This window comes from Klebsiella sp. H-Nf2, assembly GCF_002806645.1.
Taxonomy (GTDB): Bacteria; Pseudomonadota; Gammaproteobacteria; order Enterobacterales; family Enterobacteriaceae; genus Klebsiella; species Klebsiella variicola.
In genome coordinates this window covers 195644-211623 of the sequence record NZ_PIBL01000003.1, presented here as the reverse complement: position 1 = coordinate 211623, position 15980 = coordinate 195644, and the positions used below count along the sequence as shown (strand labels likewise).

The following is a 15980-nucleotide window of genomic DNA, read 5'->3' as shown; positions in this document are numbered from 1 at the left end:
TATTCCGGGGAATGCTTTTGTGAGCAATACAGACGCCCTGTCGCCAGGCGGGGCGTCACTAGAGAGAATCCGGGTTATGTTGCAGTTTATTCTCCGACGTCTGGGACTAGTCATCCCGACATTTATCGGTATCACCCTTCTCACCTTTGCCTTCGTCCATATGATCCCCGGCGATCCGGTGATGATTATGGCGGGCGAACGTGGTATTTCCCCCGAGCGTCACGCGCAGCTGCTGGCCGAAATGGGCCTTGATAAGCCGCTGTGGCAGCAATATGCCCATTACATTTGGGGCGTACTGCACGGTGATTTAGGCATCTCGCTGAAAAGCCGCATTCCCGTGTGGCAAGAGTTTGTCCCGCGCTTTAAAGCCACTCTTGAACTGGGCGTTTGCGCGATGATTTTCGCCGTCGCCGTCGGTATTCCTGTGGGCGTGCTGGCTGCGGTAAAACGCGGCTCCATCTTTGACCATACCGCCGTGGGTCTGGCGCTGACTGGCTACTCCATGCCTATCTTCTGGTGGGGCATGATGCTGATTATGCTGGTTTCGGTGCAACTGAACCTGACCCCGGTCTCCGGGCGTATCAGCGATACGGTGTTCCTTGACGATACCTTGCCGCTGACCGGCTTTATGCTGATCGACACCGCCATCTGGGGTGAGCAGGGCGACTTTATCGATGCCTTAATGCATATGATCCTGCCGGCTATCGTGCTGGGCACTATCCCACTGGCGGTGATTGTGCGTATGACCCGCTCGTCGATGCTGGAAGTGCTCGGCGAAGACTACATTCGTACCGCGCGCGCCAAAGGGCTGACCCGGATGCGGGTGATTGTGGTCCATGCCCTGCGCAACGCGATGCTGCCGGTGGTCACGGTCATTGGCCTGCAGGTGGGCACGCTGCTGGCGGGCGCGATCCTGACGGAAACCATTTTCTCATGGCCTGGTTTAGGCCGCTGGCTGATTGACGCGCTGCAGCGTCGCGATTACCCGGTGGTGCAGGGCGGGGTACTGCTGGTGGCGACGATGATTATCCTCGTCAACCTGCTGGTCGACCTGCTGTATGGCGTGGTGAACCCGCGTATCCGGCATAAGAAGTAAGGGGCCATCATGTCACAAGTTACTGAGAATAAAGCTATTGCTGCACCGGTGCCGATGACGCCGCTGCAGGAGTTCTGGCACTATTTCAAACGCAACAAAGGCGCGGTCGTTGGTCTGGTATACGTGGCGGTGATGATTATCATCGCGGTGTTCGCCAACTTCCTCTCCCCGTATAACCCGGCGGATCAGTTCCGTGATTCGCTGCTGGCGCCGCCGTTCTGGCAGGACGGCGGTAGCCTGACGCATCTGCTCGGCACCGATGACGTGGGCCGCGATATTCTGTCGCGTTTGATGTATGGCGCGCGCCTGTCGCTGCTGGTGGGCTGTCTGGTGGTGGTGCTGTCGCTGATCCTTGGCGTGGTGCTCGGTCTGGTGGCGGGCTATTTCGGCGGAGTGGTGGATTCCATCATCATGCGCGTCGTCGATATTATGCTGGCGCTGCCGAGCCTGCTGCTGGCGCTGGTGCTGGTGGCAATCTTCGGGCCGTCTATCGTCAACGCGTCGCTGGCGCTGACCTTCGTGGCGCTCCCACACTATGTGCGTCTGACGCGTGCGGCGGTGCTGGTCGAGGTCAACCGCGACTACGTGACCGCTTCCCGCGTGGCGGGCGCCGGCGCGATGCGCCAGATGTTCGTCAATATTCTTCCCAACTGTCTCGCGCCGCTGATCGTTCAGGCGTCGCTGGGCTTTTCTAACGCCATTCTCGACATGGCAGCGCTGGGGTTCCTCGGCATGGGCGCACAGCCGCCGACGCCTGAGTGGGGCACCATGCTCTCCGACGTATTGCAGTTCGCGCAAAGCGCCTGGTGGGTGGTGACCTTCCCGGGTGTGGCGATCCTGCTGACGGTGCTGGCATTTAACCTGATGGGTGACGGTCTGCGTGACGCGCTCGATCCCAAACTGAAGCAGTAAGAGGTTCGAGATGGCGTTATTGAATGTAGATAAATTATCGGTGCATTTCGGCGATGAGAACGCGCCGTTCCGCGCCGTAGACCGCATCAGCTATAGCGTGAAGCAGGGCGAAGTGGTTGGCATCGTCGGTGAATCCGGCTCCGGTAAATCCGTCAGCTCGCTGGCGATTATGGGTCTGATTGACTATCCCGGCCGGGTGATGGCGGACAAACTGGAGTTCAACGGCCGCGACCTGCAGCGCATCTCTGAAAAAGAGCGGCGTCAGCTGGTGGGGGCGGAAGTGGCGATGATCTTCCAGGATCCTATGACCAGCCTCAATCCGTGCTATACCGTCGGCTACCAGATTATGGAAGCGATCAAAGTTCATCAGGGCGGCAATAAGCAAACACGCCGCCAGCGGGCCATCGACCTGCTGAACCTGGTGGGCATTCCCGATCCGGCGTCGCGGCTCGACGTTTACCCGCACCAGCTTTCCGGCGGGATGAGTCAGCGCGTGATGATCGCGATGGCGATTGCCTGTCGGCCAAAACTGCTGATTGCCGATGAACCTACCACCGCGCTGGACGTGACCATTCAGGCGCAGATCATCGAGCTGCTGCTGGAGTTGCAGCAGCAGGAAAATATGGCGCTGGTGCTGATCACCCACGACCTGGCGCTGGTGGCCGAGGCGGCGCATAAAATTATCGTCATGTATGCGGGTCAGGTGGTGGAGACCGGTGACGCGAAAGATATCTTCCGCGCGCCGCGCCATCCGTACACCCAGGCGCTGCTGCGCGCGCTGCCGGAGTTCGCTCAGGATAAGGCGCGTCTGGCGTCGTTACCGGGCGTGGTGCCGGGGAAATATGACCGTCCTGTCGGCTGCCTGCTGAACCCGCGCTGTCCCTATGCCACGGATAAATGCCGTAGCGAAGAGCCCGTACTGGCGGATCTCAATGGCGGCCGTCAGTCTAAATGTCACTACCCACTCGATGATGCCGGGAGGCCTGGATTATGAGTACGCAAAAGGCCACCACGCAACAACCGCTGTTGCAGGCCATTGATCTGAAAAAACACTATCCGGTGAAGAAGGGGATATTCGCCCCGGAACGGCTGGTGAAAGCGCTGGACGGCGTCTCCTTTACCCTTGAACGCGGTAAAACGCTGGCGGTGGTGGGGGAGTCGGGCTGTGGTAAATCGACTCTGGGCCGTCTGCTGACAATGATTGAGGTCCCGACCGGCGGTGAGCTGTACTATCAGGGTCAGGATCTGCTTAAGCACGACCCGCAGGCGCAGAAGCTGCGGCGGCAGAAAATCCAGATTGTGTTCCAGAACCCGTACGGTTCGCTGAACCCGCGTAAAAAAGTGGGACAGATTCTGGAAGAGCCGCTGCTGATTAACAGCAGCCTGAGTAAAGATCAGCGCCGTGAAAAAGCGCTGGCGATGATGGCGAAGGTCGGTCTGAAAACCGAACATTACGATCGCTACCCGCATATGTTTTCCGGCGGTCAGCGCCAGCGTATCGCCATTGCCCGCGGGCTGATGCTGGATCCGGACGTGGTGATTGCCGATGAGCCGGTTTCTGCGCTGGACGTTTCGGTACGTGCCCAGGTGCTGAACCTGATGATGGATCTGCAGCAGGATTTAGGGCTGTCCTACGTGTTTATCTCCCACGACCTGTCAGTTGTCGAGCATATCGCTGATGAAGTGATGGTGATGTATCTCGGCCGCTGCGTGGAGAAGGGCACCAAAGACCAGATCTTCAACAATCCGCGCCATCCGTATACCCAGGCGCTGTTGTCGGCGACCCCGCGTCTGAACCCGGACGACCGTCGCGAGCGGATCAAGCTGACCGGCGAACTGCCGAGCCCGCTGAACCCGCCGCCGGGTTGCGCCTTTAACGCACGCTGCCGTCGACGCTTTGGTCCATGCACCCAGCTCCAGCCGCAGCTTAAGGATTACGGCGGCCAACTGGTGGCCTGCTTTGCCGTCGATCAGGATGAGAATCCGCAAAAACCCCACGCCTGATGGTGCGCTCCCGGTCCCCGGACCGGGAGTTTCTCTTCCGCCTGAGAGGAAACCTGGCAACACCGTTCATTGTTGCAATTTCTGCCATACTCTCGGAGCATTCTTCGTAGATTATCCGAAAAAATAAGCCTTTCAGTCCATTTTTATAGAATTAAAGAGAAATTAAAATGGTTCAGGTTTATTATTTCATTTATCCAATGCCATGATTTTTTCATGGTTTAATATATTTATATGAAAACGGCCGGGAAGCGCGGTGGTACGCGGTGGTACGCGGAGGTTGAGGATGTACGCATACCTAAAAAATGGGGCTATCATTCTGAAAGGGAAGTGTTAGTGTAGTGATACTTCTGCCGTGGAATCACACCGAAAATCAAATTCTAAACTATTATATCCCTGTCAATCGTGTTGTATTGGTACGACTAAGCTGGCATTAATCTGCCATACAAGAAACGTCACGATGTTTTCTAATACCAAGAAAATAACAACAAACTTAATATGAAATTTTTAAAATCATGAGGTTATCAATGAACCATTATGATGATCTGCAGCGCTTTCAAGAAAAAACGCGGACCCAAAACCTCAAATTTCAGGATCTTTCTTCGCAAGCCGCCACGCGGGAACACGGCGACTGGGCGATCCTTAATCAGCTGAATCCCGACGCTGGGAAATCTTCCACTCTGGCGCTGGGAGGGTCGGTCTCCGCGCCGCTGCCGCAGCCCGTGCCCGCGGATCTCTTCCAGCGTGTCGACCCCGTGGTCGCGGCGCCAGCCTCACCTCCGGTTGCGCCAGTCCCCCCAGTTATTGCCCCGATCCCATTGCCGGTCGCAGAACCTGCTGTGCCGGAATCTGTCGCTCCGGCGCCAACAATGACGACTGCGCCATTGGCCGCGGCGCCGGTACCTGAGCCGGTGGTGACCTCGCCGCCGAGAATGGCCCCGCGGCCTGCGCCGGGCGCCGACAACTATGCCCACCTGTTCGCGGCAAAAACCGCAGAGCCGGTGGCGAAAAATAAAGACCAGCCTTTGAAATCTCTTCTGGAAAGGATCGCAACATGCCGTTGATTTGCGTCTGTTCACCGAAAGGTGGCGTGGGGAAAACGACCCTTGCGGCCAATTTAGCTTATTCGCTGGCGCGAACGGGCAGCAAAGTCCTGGCGCTGGATTTTGACGTCCAGAATGCCCTGCGTTTGCATTTTGGCGTGCCGCTGAGCGATGAGCGGGGCTACGTGGCGAAGGCGCTGGAACTGCATGACTGGAGCCAGTGCGTGCTGAGCGCCGGCAGCAATATTTTCGTCCTGCCTTACGGCGAAGTGAGCGAAGCGCAGCGTCAGGCGTTTGATGAGCAACTGACCCACAATGACCATTTTCTCCAGCGCGGTCTGTCGGCGCTGCTCAACTATCCCGGGCTTATCACCATCGCCGATATGCCGCCGGGGCCTTCACCGGCGCTGAAGGCGTTGACGGGGCTGGCGGACCTGCATCTGATCCCACTGCTGGCAGATACCGCCTCGATGTCGACGCTGGTGCACGTGGAAAAACAGCGCCTGACCGGCGCGGCGCTGAATCATAAGCACGGGCACTATTTCGTCATTAACCAAAGCGATAGCCGTCGCCAGGTCAGCCGGGACGTCACCAGCCTGATGGAAGAGAAACTGGGCGAGCGACTGCTTGGGGTGATCCATCGTGATGAAAGCGTGGTGGAGGCCAATGCCTCGCAGAAGTCGGTCCTTGACTTTAACGCCTCCTCCGCAGCGGCCTTTGATATTGAAATTATTGCTAAAAAAATATCTTCGCTGTTGGGTATCCATATTGGCGATGGCACGGTGCACAGCCAGCCACGCATGTCAGGGCTTTAACTTATTGCAGGGCTGCTGAATGAAAAAATCTCTTTTTTGGTTGCTGGTGCTGGTGCTGTCTCCCGTTGCCGTGCTGGTGGTGATCACGCCGATGGACAGCCAAAAGCAGTATATTTTTGGTCTGCTAAGTATCGGTATTCTCTTTCTGATGGGCTTCAGTAAGCGCCGCAGCATATCGGTCATTATGGTCGTCACATCGCTGCTGATGTCCACGCGTTACATGTATTTTCGTCTCACGCAGACCCTGCACTTCAACTCGTCCATTGAAACCATTCTTGGAATGGGACTCTTTCTGGCGGAAGTCTATATCTGGGTGATGCTGTTACTTAACTATCTGCAGACGGTCTGGCCGCTGAAGCGCGGCATTGTTCCGCTGCCGGATGATATGAGTAAGTGGCCGACGGTCGATATCTATATTCCGAGCTATAACGAACCGCTGGAGGTGGTGCGCGATACCGTGCTGGCGGCACAATGCATTGATTATCCAAAAGATAAAATGAAGATTTATCTTCTGGATGACGGCAAACGCAGTGAGTTTGCCGTGTTCGCCGCCGACGTCGGCGTGGGCTATATCACCCGTAACGACAACAAGCACGCCAAAGCGGGGAACCTTAACCATGCGCTGACCCTGACCCACGGGGAGCTTATCTGCGTTTTCGACTGCGACCACGTCGCCACGCGCGTCTTCCTGCAGGCCACCGTCGGCGGTTTCCTGAAAGATCCGATGCTGGCTCTGGTGCAGACGCCGCACTACTTCTATTCCCCGGACCCGTTTGAACGTAACCTCTCCGTCGGGCGTAACATCCCGAACGAAGGGATGTTGTTCTATGGCCCGATTCAGCAGGGGAACGACAACTGGAACGCCACTTTTTTCTGCGGCTCCTGCGCAGTGATCCGCCGCGAGGCGCTGGCGCAGATTGGCGGTTTCGCCGTCGAAACGGTGACCGAAGATGCCCATACGGCGCTGAAGTTCCAGCGGCTGGGATGGAAATCGGCCTTTCTCGATATTCCGCTGGCGGCTGGTCTCGCCACTGAACGCCTGGTGGTGCACGTCATCCAGCGTACCCGCTGGGCGCGCGGGATGACGCAGATCTTTCGCCTCGATAACCCGCTGTTTGGCCGCGGCCTGACCTTACAGCAGCGCTTGTGCTACCTGAGCGCCATGCTCTATTACCAGTTCGCGCTCCCGAGGGTGGTGTTTGTCACCGCCCCGCTGGCTTATCTGTTGTTTAACCTCAATATTATTTACTCTTCAGCGAGCCTGATTGTCTCCTATGCCCTGCCGCATCTGTTCCTCGCTATTTACGTTGGTTCGCGAATGAACGGCCGCTATCGCTACAGCTTCTGGGGGGAGATCTACGATATTGTGCTGGCCTTCCACTTGGTGCTGCCGACCCTGGTGACGATGATTTTCCCCAAACGCGGCAAATTCAACGTTACCGATAAGGGCGGGCTGCTTGACGTCGGTTACTTCGATTTCACCGTGGTGCGCCCGCATCTGGTGGTGGCCTGCCTGCTGGCCCTGGGGGTGGTCGTCGGCATCGTCCGGGCGATAGGCCATGACTACTTTGGCTCGGATCCCAACGTTATCGCCCTGAACGTCGGGTGGGGGATCTACAGCCTGATCTTCCTGCTGGCGGCTATCGCCGTGGCGCGCGAGACGCGGCAGGTGCGAAAAACGATTCGTATCGATGTCGATATTCCGGTGGTGATCCATTACGCCAGCGGTATCGTTTCCCGCAGCCATACCGCGGACCTGTCGATGGGCGGCTGCCGCGTGGCCGCGCCGGATATGCGCCATCTGGAGGATGATATCGAAGAGATTGAGCTGATCCTGCAGTCCGGGGCTATCTCCATTCCGGCTCAGCTGGTCACCTCAGACGAGCGCTTCCTGCGCCTCAAGTTTGATGAAGATATTCCTCTCTCGCGCCGCCGTGAACTGGTGCGGGTGGTGCTGGCCCGCGCGGATGCCTGGATTAATCCGCCGCGTCCGCAGGATAACCCGTTCCGCTCCTTCTTCACCATTTTGCGCTGCGTGTTCGAACTGTTCTGGTTGACGTGGAAAACCCGTCGCAGCCAGCGCAGCCGGACGGCTGTGGCGAAAACGGCGCAGGAGGATGGGACGTTATGAAGCGATTAACGACGCTGGCGCTGCTGGCAGGGATGTTCTCTGCGCCTGCGCTGCACAGTGAAGAGCCGGCTACTGGCGCTTCAGCCCCGCTGAGTTTTCCGCAGCTCAACGGCGCGGCGGACAATGAGCCGGGTGACGAACCTCCGGCGGCCTCTCCGGAAGAGGGGACTCCCCCGGCAGCGCCCGCCACCGCAGGCGATGCGGCGGTGACGGCCCCTGCGCCAGAGATGCCCGCAGTAACCCCGCCGGTGAGTGAGGTGGCTACGCCCGATGTCATCCCGGTTGCCCCGGTCTGGGGAGGCGATCTGAATCTGGCGCAAATGGGGATGCCGGATGGCATTATCCTCAGCGGCGGCCAGCGGCAGGGGGGCGTTAGCTTTACGCTGCCTTCCGACCAGGTGGTGATCCATTCCCAGCTCAGCCTTGCCGTCCGCGTATCGCCGGAAATGGCGAGCCGCAACGCCACCCTGCAACTGATGCTCAACGGTCAGCCCCTCGGCACCCTGCCGCTGGGTGCCGATGGCGAGGATGTCTCCCATTACCAGCTGGATATTCCGCCCGCGCTGATGGTCTCCAGCAATAACCTGAGCGTGAAGATCAACGATGGCGATACCCTGCAGTGCCAGCGTGACATTCATGATTCGTCGCGGGTGACGGTGCTGCCCACGTCGCATTTCAGTTGGGAAAGCCAGCAACTGAACATCAGCGACGACCTGAGCCATTTCCCGCGTCCCTTCTTTGACAGCATGCAGATGACGCCGGCGGACATCGCGGTCGCCTATGGGGCGAAGCCGTCGGCTGACGTCTTCAGCGCCGCGGCGCTGGTCTCTTCATGGCTGGGTATCCAGGCGGACTATCGCGGCATCGCCTTCAGCGCCCTGCGCGATCGCCTGCCGGAACGCCATGGTATTGTGATTGGCCATCCGGGCGAGCAGGTGGGCGGCATGACGCTGCCGGAAACCGATAAACCGCTGCTACGCATCATCGCCAACCCCGCCAATCCGGCCTATAAGCTACTGTTGATTGTCGGCAAAAACGATACCGCGCTGCGCATGGCCGCCTGGCGGTTGACCCGCGGCAACTTCGCCCCGCAAACCGCGACGCAGGATGTCGAACCACAGGCCATCCCGGTTGGCAAAGCGTACGATGCGCCGCGCTGGATCCCCACCGATCGTCCGGTCAAGCTCAGCGAATTGCTGCGTAAGGATCAAAGCCCGACCGTCAGCGGCGTCTGGCATGAGCCTTTACGTATCGCCTTTCGCGCCGCGCCCGACCTCTATCTCTGGGATGGCGAGACGATCCCGCTGCAGGTTGGCTACCGCTTCCCGTCGGAAAGCTGGATTAATGAGGACAAGTCCCTGCTGAGCGTCACGCTCAACGGCACCTTCCTCAATAACCTGGCGATGAACAAGCAGGGACCACTGGAGAAAGTCTGGCGCCACCTCGGGGGCGATGCGCGCCAGGAGCGCTTTACCATACCGCTGGCACCTTACCTGATCTACGGCGATAACCAGCTGTCGATGTACTTCAATGTGGTGCCGAAGGATGATGTTCCGTGCTCGGTGCTGCTGAATAACAATATCAAGAGCCGGATCACTGACGATTCCTGGATTGATTTGAGCAAAACGCGACACTTCTCGCTGCTGCCAAACCTCTCCTATTTCGTTGGCGCCTCATTCCCTTTCTCGCGACTGGCGGACTATTCGCAAACGACGCTTATGCTGCCGGCGGACCCGTCTGAGACCCAGGTGGCCACCCTGCTGAATCTGGCGGCGCGCTCCGGAAATGCGACCGGCACTGCGCTGGCGAATAACCGCGTCGTGCTCGGGATGCCGACCGGCGGCGCGGATCTGCAGTCGCTGCGCGAACGTGATGTGCTGGCGGTCACCGCTCTCGATCAGCAGGCCTTTAACCAGAGCCTGCTGGCTGATTCACCCTATCGTCCGGTGGATAACACGCTGAGCGTCCGCGAGCCTGACCTGTGGCAAAAAGTTCAACGTCGGCTGACCGGCGACTGGACCTCGGCCAGCCTCGATGCCGATCGCTACTTCTCATCCAGCAGCGCCTGGCGCGGGTTCATCAGCTATCGTTCGCCGTGGAACGCGACTCGCCTGGTGGTGGTGGCGATGGCCAGCAATGATGACCAGCTGGCGCGACTGAAGACCGATCTGGACTCGCCGCGCATCAACGCCGGGATCCGTGGCGATACCGCGGTGATCACCAGCGATAACGGGGTGCGCAGCTTCCAGGTCAGCACCCCGTTCCCCAGCGGTCAGATGCCGTGGTACATGATGGCCGTCTGGTATGCCAGCCAGCACTCTGGTTTCCTGGCCCTGCTGGGGCTGATTGCCACCTCGATAATGGGACTGGCGCTGACCGCGATGTTTAAACGTCACGCCCGTAAGCGTCTGGGTTCGGGGGATAACTAATGAAAAGAAAGATAACAATAACGATGAAAACCTCCCGCCGGCTCACGACGTTCTGCCTCACCGGCGCCTTAGCGCTTGGCGCTTCTGGCGGCGTGCTGGCGGCAGGTAACGATGCGGCGCTGCAGGCGCTGTTCGCCCAGGCCAACTACTGGCATGAGAAATCGCATGACGAACTGGCGATGGAGTCGCTGCAGAAGGTGCTTTCGGTGGATGCCAATAACACCCAGGCGCTGTATCTGATGGCGCTCTGGTCGCAGCAGGGTGGCGATATGCAGGCGGCGGCGCAGTGGCGCGCCCGGCTGGCGAAAGCGGCGCCGGACAGCCCTGGGCTGCAGGATTTAGACAACGCTAAAAAGATGTCGCAGGTGCCGCAGGGGCAGCTCAGCCTGGCCCGCCAGCAGGCGCGCGGCGGCAATATTCCCGGGGCGCTGGCGACCTGGCGCAGCATGTTTAATGGCAACACGCCGCCTGCCGGGCTGGCGGCGGAATATTACCTGACCATGGCCAGCGACAAATCGCTCTATCCACAGGCTATCAGCGAACTGCGCCAGTATGTGGCCCAGCATCCGCAGGAGAACGCCCCGCGGGTGGCGCTGGGGAAAGCCTTAACCTGGCGGGAAGAGACCCGCCGGGAAGGGATCGCCCTGCTGGAGCCGATGGCCAGCGGCAATAAAGAGGCGGACAGCGGCTTGCGCCAGGCGCTGCTCTGGCTGGGCCCGCAGGCCGGCGATGAACAGTATTACGATACCTGGATGCAGCGGCATCCGCAGGATAGCGAAGTCCAGAATTACTTTCGCGAACGGCGCAGCGGTCAGGCGCGTGGCCAGGGCTACGCCAATCTGAACAGCGGCAATACCACCGCCGCGAAGCAGCAATTTGAAGAGGTGCTGCAGACCAACCCGCAGGATGCCGATGCGCTGGCGGGCATGGGCTATATCGCGCAACGCAGCGGCGACTACCAGGCCGCGTCGCAGTATCTGAGCCGGGCGGCAGATCTCGGTGGCGACGCCTCGGCGACTCGTCGCCAGCAGGCGGCCGATGCGCTGTTCTACGGCCAGCTGGCGCAAGCTCAACAGGCCTATAAGCAGGGCAATATTAGCCAGGCGCTGGCGCTCTCCGCGCCGCTGGCGCAGCAGAGCGGGGCGCGGGGCGCCTCGGCGAAGCTGTTCCGTGCCGATGTGCTACGGCATAACAAAGATTTACCCCAGGCGGAGCAAACGCTGCGCTCGCTGTTAAGCGACGATCCGCAGAACGCGGCGGCGCGGGAAAACCTCTATTACGTGCTGCGCGAGCAGAATAAATCCGCCGAGGCGCAGGCGATGCTGCAGACGCTCCCGCAGAGCCTGCAGCAAAAACTGCAGCCGCGGGTGGTGGCCGGTATGCCGGGCGATACCGTGCGCCGTCAGGCCCAGGCGCAGGTCAGCAGCGGTAACCCAGGCGGCGCGATTGCCACTCTGCGCGAAGGCGTCGCCCGCTATCCGGACGATCCCTGGCTGCGCCTTGATCTGGCCCGGCTGTTGCAAAAATCGGGTAACGGCAGCGAGGCCTCTTCGCTGATGTCGGCGGCCTATCGCCCCGGCGCCAGCAACAATGCACTATATGCCGCCGCCCTGTTTGCCAGCGAAAACGGTGCCTGGCAGCAGGCGCAGACGCTGCTGGCGCGCATCCCCGGCGGCAGCCAGACCAGCGACATGCGCGATTTACGCCAGCGGGTGAACTACAACCTGCAGCTGGTGACCGCCGAAAACTATCTGGCGCAGGGCAACAGCACCGCCGCCAGCAATACCTTGCGGGCGATGGCCTCCACGCCGCCGAAAGCCCCGGCGGACGCCGGCAAGCTGGCGCGGCTGCTGGCCGAGAGCGGCGACCTGACCACCGCGGTCTCGCTGGTGCGCAACAATATCAGCAGCGGCGTGTCCGGCAACGCCGGTGATTACGCCGATCAGATTGCGGTGCTGAACCAGGCCGGACTGACCGGCGAGGCGCAGAACCTGCTCAGCAATCCGCAGCTGCAGGCCAGCAGTACGCCGACGCAGCTGGCGAGTATTCGCAATGGCTATGTGATTAACGAAGCCGATCGCCTGCGTGAGCAGGGCAACTACGCCGCGGCGTATGACAAGCTGATCCGCGCCATGCAGAGCGATCCGCAGAATACCGATCTGATGTTCGCGATGGCGCGGTTGTACCAGAGCGGCAAAATGAACAAAGAGGCCGGGGTGGTCTATGACTACCTGATGACGCGCGATACGCCGAACCAGGATGCGCGCGCCGGGGCCATTGACGTGGCGCTGTCGGCGGGGAACAACGATCGCGCCGAGCAGTTGGCCGGTGGCTTACGTCAGGATAACTCCCCGGACCGCTTACTGCTGCTGGCGCGAGTCGCAGAGGCGCAGGGCCATCATCAGCAGGCGATGACCTACCTGCGTAGCGCCCGCGGCAAACTGCTGGGTATGCAAAGCACCAACAGCAGCGAAACGCCAACCGTCGGCGGGGTGCTGGCGGCGGATAACCCCTTCATCGGCGTGTCGCAAACGTCGGCGCCGACGCGGACCGCTTCCACCTACGGGCAGTATATGCCGTGGCAGGTCGCCCAGTCGGCCGCCGCACCCGGTTCTTCGCTGCCGGGCATCCAGCGGCCCGATCTGCCGGTCGATACCGCCGAGACGCGCATGCTGCGCCAGGTGGACACCATGATGGAGTCGCTGCAGGAGAAAACCGGCAGCTGGCTGCAGGGCGGAATGGACGTGCGTGGACGCGACGGCGAATCGGGGACCAGCAAGCTGACGGAGATCCGGACGCCGCTGACCTGGTCCTCTTCGCCGTTTGGCGATTCGCGCTTTGATTTTACGGTCACCCCGGTGTCGTTGAACGCCGGCACCGCCAGCGGCGACGCCTGGCGTCGCTACGGCGCCAACCCGCTGGCTAACGCGGTCTCCAATATGGTGAGTACCGCTACCAGCGAGCAGGCGGCGATCGCCTCGATGACCGAGGCGGAGCGGACGGCCTATTTTGCCAGCAATCCGGGGGCCGAGGCGTTAAGCGGCCTGGGCACCCTGAATGCGGCAGATTTCAATCCGACCACCAGCAGCGGGATGGAAAACCTGGCGAAGCTCGGGAGCTATGATTCGGGACAGGTCGCCAGCTATCTGGCCTCTTCCAGCCTTAAGCCGAACGTTGACCAGACCAGCGGCTCAACCGATTCGCAGAAGGCCAACGGCGTCGAGCTGGCGCTGGCGTTAAGCGGTGACGATTATCGCGTCGATATTGGCAGCACGCCGCTGGGCCAGGATCTCAATACCGTTGTCGGTGGGGTGAAATGGTCGCCTAAGCTGAGCAACTACCTGTCGCTGATCCTGACCGGCGAACGCCGCTCACTGACCGACAGCCTGCTTTCTTACGTTGGTCTGAAGGACACCTATTCCGGTAAAACCTGGGGGCAGGTGACGAAAAATGGCGGCACCCTGCAGCTGAGCTATGACGACGGCGACGCGGGCTTCTATGTCGGCGGCGGCGGTTACAGCTACCTGGGGCAGAACGTCGCCAGCAACACCAGCATTAACGCCAATGCCGGGGTCTATCTGCGGCCCTATCATGACGAATACCGCCAGTTGCAGACCGGGTTGAGCATGAGCTATATGGATTATTCCAAGAACCTCAGCTACTTCACCTATGGCCAGGGGGGCTACTTTAGCCCGCAAAACTATGTCAGCGTGTCGCTGCCGGTCAGTCTGACGGAGAAATATGATAACTGGACCATGAAGCTTGGCGGCTCGGTGGGCTACCAGTCTTACAGTCAGGATAAGAGCGCCTATTTCCCGACCAATTCGGAGTGGCAGCAGACCCTGGAGACGGCGGTGAGCAATGGGTTTGCCAAGGAAGCCTACTATTCCGCGACCTCGAAGAGCGGCATCGGCTATACCCTGCGCGCCGGGGCGGACTACAAGGTTAACAAACAGATGACGCTGGGGGGCCAGATTGGCTATGACACCTTCGGGGATTATAACGAAAGCACCGCCGGGCTCTATATCCGCTATATGTTGGGAGATCATTGATGATGACGGAGAACAATAACCCGGTAGTCACGACCTGGTTCCAGCAGCAGCAGACGCCTGCCGGATGGTTCGATCTGTTGGTGATTATGGTCGAAGGTATGTTAAATAATGCCGGCGAGCTGGAAAGCCAGCCCTTCCTGCGTCAGATGGGCGCCTCGCTGGCGGAGACCCATCCGCTGCCGGCGTCGGAGACAGTGGGGGAGCTGGAGGCGAATATCAACCGGCTGCTGACCCATTTCCACTGGGGCGTGGTGACGATTGATGTCGGTGAGGATGGCCTGCGCCTGCGCCATCAGGCGTTGCCGGTCAGCCGGGACGACGGGGGACGCGTGCGCTGGTGCAACGCGTTCTGTGCCATACTCGAGGGGTTATATTCTCGCTGGCTGCAGAGTCAGGGAGGCAGTGCTCACGTCGTTTTACAACGCGAGCGGGTGTTCTCCGTCTCTGACGTTCAGTTTCTTTACTACCATCCATAATGAGTGAATTTATGCCCCTGCGTGCTTTAGTGGCGGTGATAGTGACAACGGCAGTGATGCTGGTGCCCCGGGCGTGGGCGGATACGGCCTGGGAGCGCTATAAGGCCCGTTTTATGATGCCGGACGGCCGTATCATTGATACCGCCAATGGCAATGTGTCGCATACGGAAGGTCAGGGCTTTGCCATGCTCCTGGCGGTGGCGAATAACGATCGCCCGGCGTTCGACAAGCTGTGGCAGTGGACGGACAGTACCCTGCGCGATAAGTCTAACGGGCTGTTTTACTGGCGCTATAACCCGGTGGCGCCGGACCCTATCGCCGATAAAAACAACGCCACCGATGGCGATACCCTGATCGCCTGGGCGCTGTTGCGCGCGCAAAAGCAGTGGCAGGACAAGCGCTACGCGACGGCCTCGGACGCCATCACTGCCTCCCTGTTGAAGTACACGGTGGTGACTTTCGCCGGTCGCCAGGTGATGCTCCCGGGCGTGAAAGGGTTCAATCTCAACGACCATCTGAACCTTAATCCCTCCTATTTCATCTTCCCGGCCTGGCGCGCCTTCGCGGAGCGGACGCATCTGACCGCCTGGCGGACATTGCAGACCGACGGGCAGGCGCTGCTGGGGCAGATGGGCTGGGGGAAATCACACCTGCCCAGCGACTGGGTGGCGCTGCGAGCGGATGGCAAGATGCTGCCAGCCAAAGAGTGGCCGCCGCGGATGAGTTTCGATGCGATTCGTATCCCGCTGTATCTCTCGTGGGCCGATTCGCAAAGCGTTTTGCTCGCGCCGTGGAAGGCCTGGATGCAGAGTTACCCGCGCCTGCAAACCCCGGCGTGGATCAACGTCAGCACCAACGAGGTGGCCCCCTGGTATATGGCTGGTGGCCTGCTGGCGGTGCGCGATCTGACGCTGGGTGAACCGCAGGAGGCGCCGCAGATTGACGACAAGGATGATTATTACTCTGCCAGCCTCAAGCTGTTGGTCTGGCTGGCGAAACAGGATCAGCGTTAGAGACGGTGATTG

Annotated in this window: 10 protein-coding genes and 1 pseudogene; all 11 read left to right on the top strand. The window is 60.1% G+C overall.

Annotation, left to right across the window (positions count from 1 at the left end; translation table 11 throughout):
- Nucleotides 1–76: 76 nt before the first annotated feature.
- The 11 genes and pseudogenes from dppB to CWM58_RS11295 all read left to right on the top strand — a co-directional run bounded on the left by dppB (nt 77) and on the right by CWM58_RS11295 (nt 15968).
- On the top strand, nt 77–1096 hold the full coding sequence (gene dppB, locus CWM58_RS11345) for a dipeptide ABC transporter permease DppB (protein ID WP_008806900.1): 1020 nt from the start codon (nt 77–79) through the stop codon (nt 1094–1096).
- Between the two features lie 9 nt (nt 1097–1105).
- Nucleotides 1106–2008, top strand: a complete 903-nt coding sequence (dppC, locus tag CWM58_RS11340) for a dipeptide ABC transporter permease DppC (protein WP_061153009.1) — start codon at nt 1106–1108, stop codon at nt 2006–2008.
- Nucleotides 2009–2018: 10 nt separating this feature from the next.
- Nucleotides 2019–3002 (top strand): dipeptide ABC transporter ATP-binding protein, encoded by a 984-nt coding sequence (dppD, locus tag CWM58_RS11335; protein WP_061153010.1) that lies wholly within the window; start codon nt 2019–2021, stop codon nt 3000–3002.
- Entirely contained in the window at nt 2999–4012 is a 1014-nt protein-coding gene (gene dppF / locus CWM58_RS11330) for a dipeptide ABC transporter ATP-binding subunit DppF (protein WP_061153011.1), read from the top strand. The genes dppD and dppF overlap by 4 nt, the downstream gene beginning before the upstream one ends.
- A gap of 524 nt (nt 4013–4536) precedes the next feature.
- On the top strand, nt 4537–5073 hold the full coding sequence (gene bcsO / locus CWM58_RS11325) for a cellulose biosynthesis protein BcsO (RefSeq protein ID WP_061153012.1): 537 nt from the start codon (nt 4537–4539) through the stop codon (nt 5071–5073).
- Nucleotide 5074: 1 nt separating this feature from the next.
- Nucleotides 5075–5867, top strand: a pseudogene (locus tag CWM58_RS11320) (cellulose synthase operon protein YhjQ/BcsQ).
- A 19-nt stretch (nt 5868–5886) separates the two neighbouring features.
- Nucleotides 5887–7998 (top strand): UDP-forming cellulose synthase catalytic subunit, encoded by a 2112-nt coding sequence (gene bcsA, locus CWM58_RS11315; protein WP_100680947.1) that lies wholly within the window; start codon nt 5887–5889, stop codon nt 7996–7998.
- Nucleotides 7995–10427, top strand: a complete 2433-nt coding sequence (bcsB, locus tag CWM58_RS11310) for a cellulose biosynthesis cyclic di-GMP-binding regulatory protein BcsB (RefSeq protein ID WP_100680946.1) — start codon at nt 7995–7997, stop codon at nt 10425–10427. The genes bcsA and bcsB overlap by 4 nt, the downstream gene beginning before the upstream one ends.
- Entirely contained in the window at nt 10427–14479 is a 4053-nt protein-coding gene (locus CWM58_RS11305) for a cellulose biosynthesis protein BcsC (protein WP_100680945.1), read from the top strand. Before bcsB ends, CWM58_RS11305 begins: the two co-directional genes overlap by 1 nt.
- Entirely contained in the window at nt 14479–14955 is a 477-nt protein-coding gene (gene bcsD / locus CWM58_RS11300; RefSeq protein WP_061153017.1) for a cellulose biosynthesis protein BcsD, read from the top strand. Before CWM58_RS11305 ends, bcsD begins: the two co-directional genes overlap by 1 nt.
- A gap of 11 nt (nt 14956–14966) precedes the next feature.
- Nucleotides 14967–15968 carry a glycosyl hydrolase family 8 gene (locus CWM58_RS11295; RefSeq protein WP_100680944.1) on the top strand — a complete coding sequence of 334 codons (1002 nt, stop codon included), beginning with the start codon at nt 14967–14969 and terminating at the stop codon, nt 15966–15968.
- The last annotated feature ends 12 nt before the right edge of the window (nt 15969–15980 follow it).

Coding starts and splice junctions, on each gene's coding strand:
- dppB (WP_008806900.1), top strand. CDS start 77: ATGTTGCAGTTTATTCTCCGACGTCTGGGACTAGTCATCCCGACATTT.
- dppC (WP_061153009.1), top strand. CDS start 1,106: ATGTCACAAGTTACTGAGAATAAAGCTATTGCTGCACCGGTGCCGATG.
- dppD (WP_061153010.1), top strand. CDS start 2,019: ATGGCGTTATTGAATGTAGATAAATTATCGGTGCATTTCGGCGATGAG.
- dppF (WP_061153011.1), top strand. CDS start 2,999: ATGAGTACGCAAAAGGCCACCACGCAACAACCGCTGTTGCAGGCCATT.
- bcsO (WP_061153012.1), top strand. CDS start 4,537: ATGAACCATTATGATGATCTGCAGCGCTTTCAAGAAAAAACGCGGACC.
- bcsA (WP_100680947.1), top strand. CDS start 5,887: ATGAAAAAATCTCTTTTTTGGTTGCTGGTGCTGGTGCTGTCTCCCGTT.
- bcsB (WP_100680946.1), top strand. CDS start 7,995: ATGAAGCGATTAACGACGCTGGCGCTGCTGGCAGGGATGTTCTCTGCG.
- CWM58_RS11305 (WP_100680945.1), top strand. CDS start 10,427: ATGAAAAGAAAGATAACAATAACGATGAAAACCTCCCGCCGGCTCACG.
- bcsD (WP_061153017.1), top strand. CDS start 14,479: ATGATGACGGAGAACAATAACCCGGTAGTCACGACCTGGTTCCAGCAG.
- CWM58_RS11295 (WP_100680944.1), top strand. CDS start 14,967: ATGCCCCTGCGTGCTTTAGTGGCGGTGATAGTGACAACGGCAGTGATG.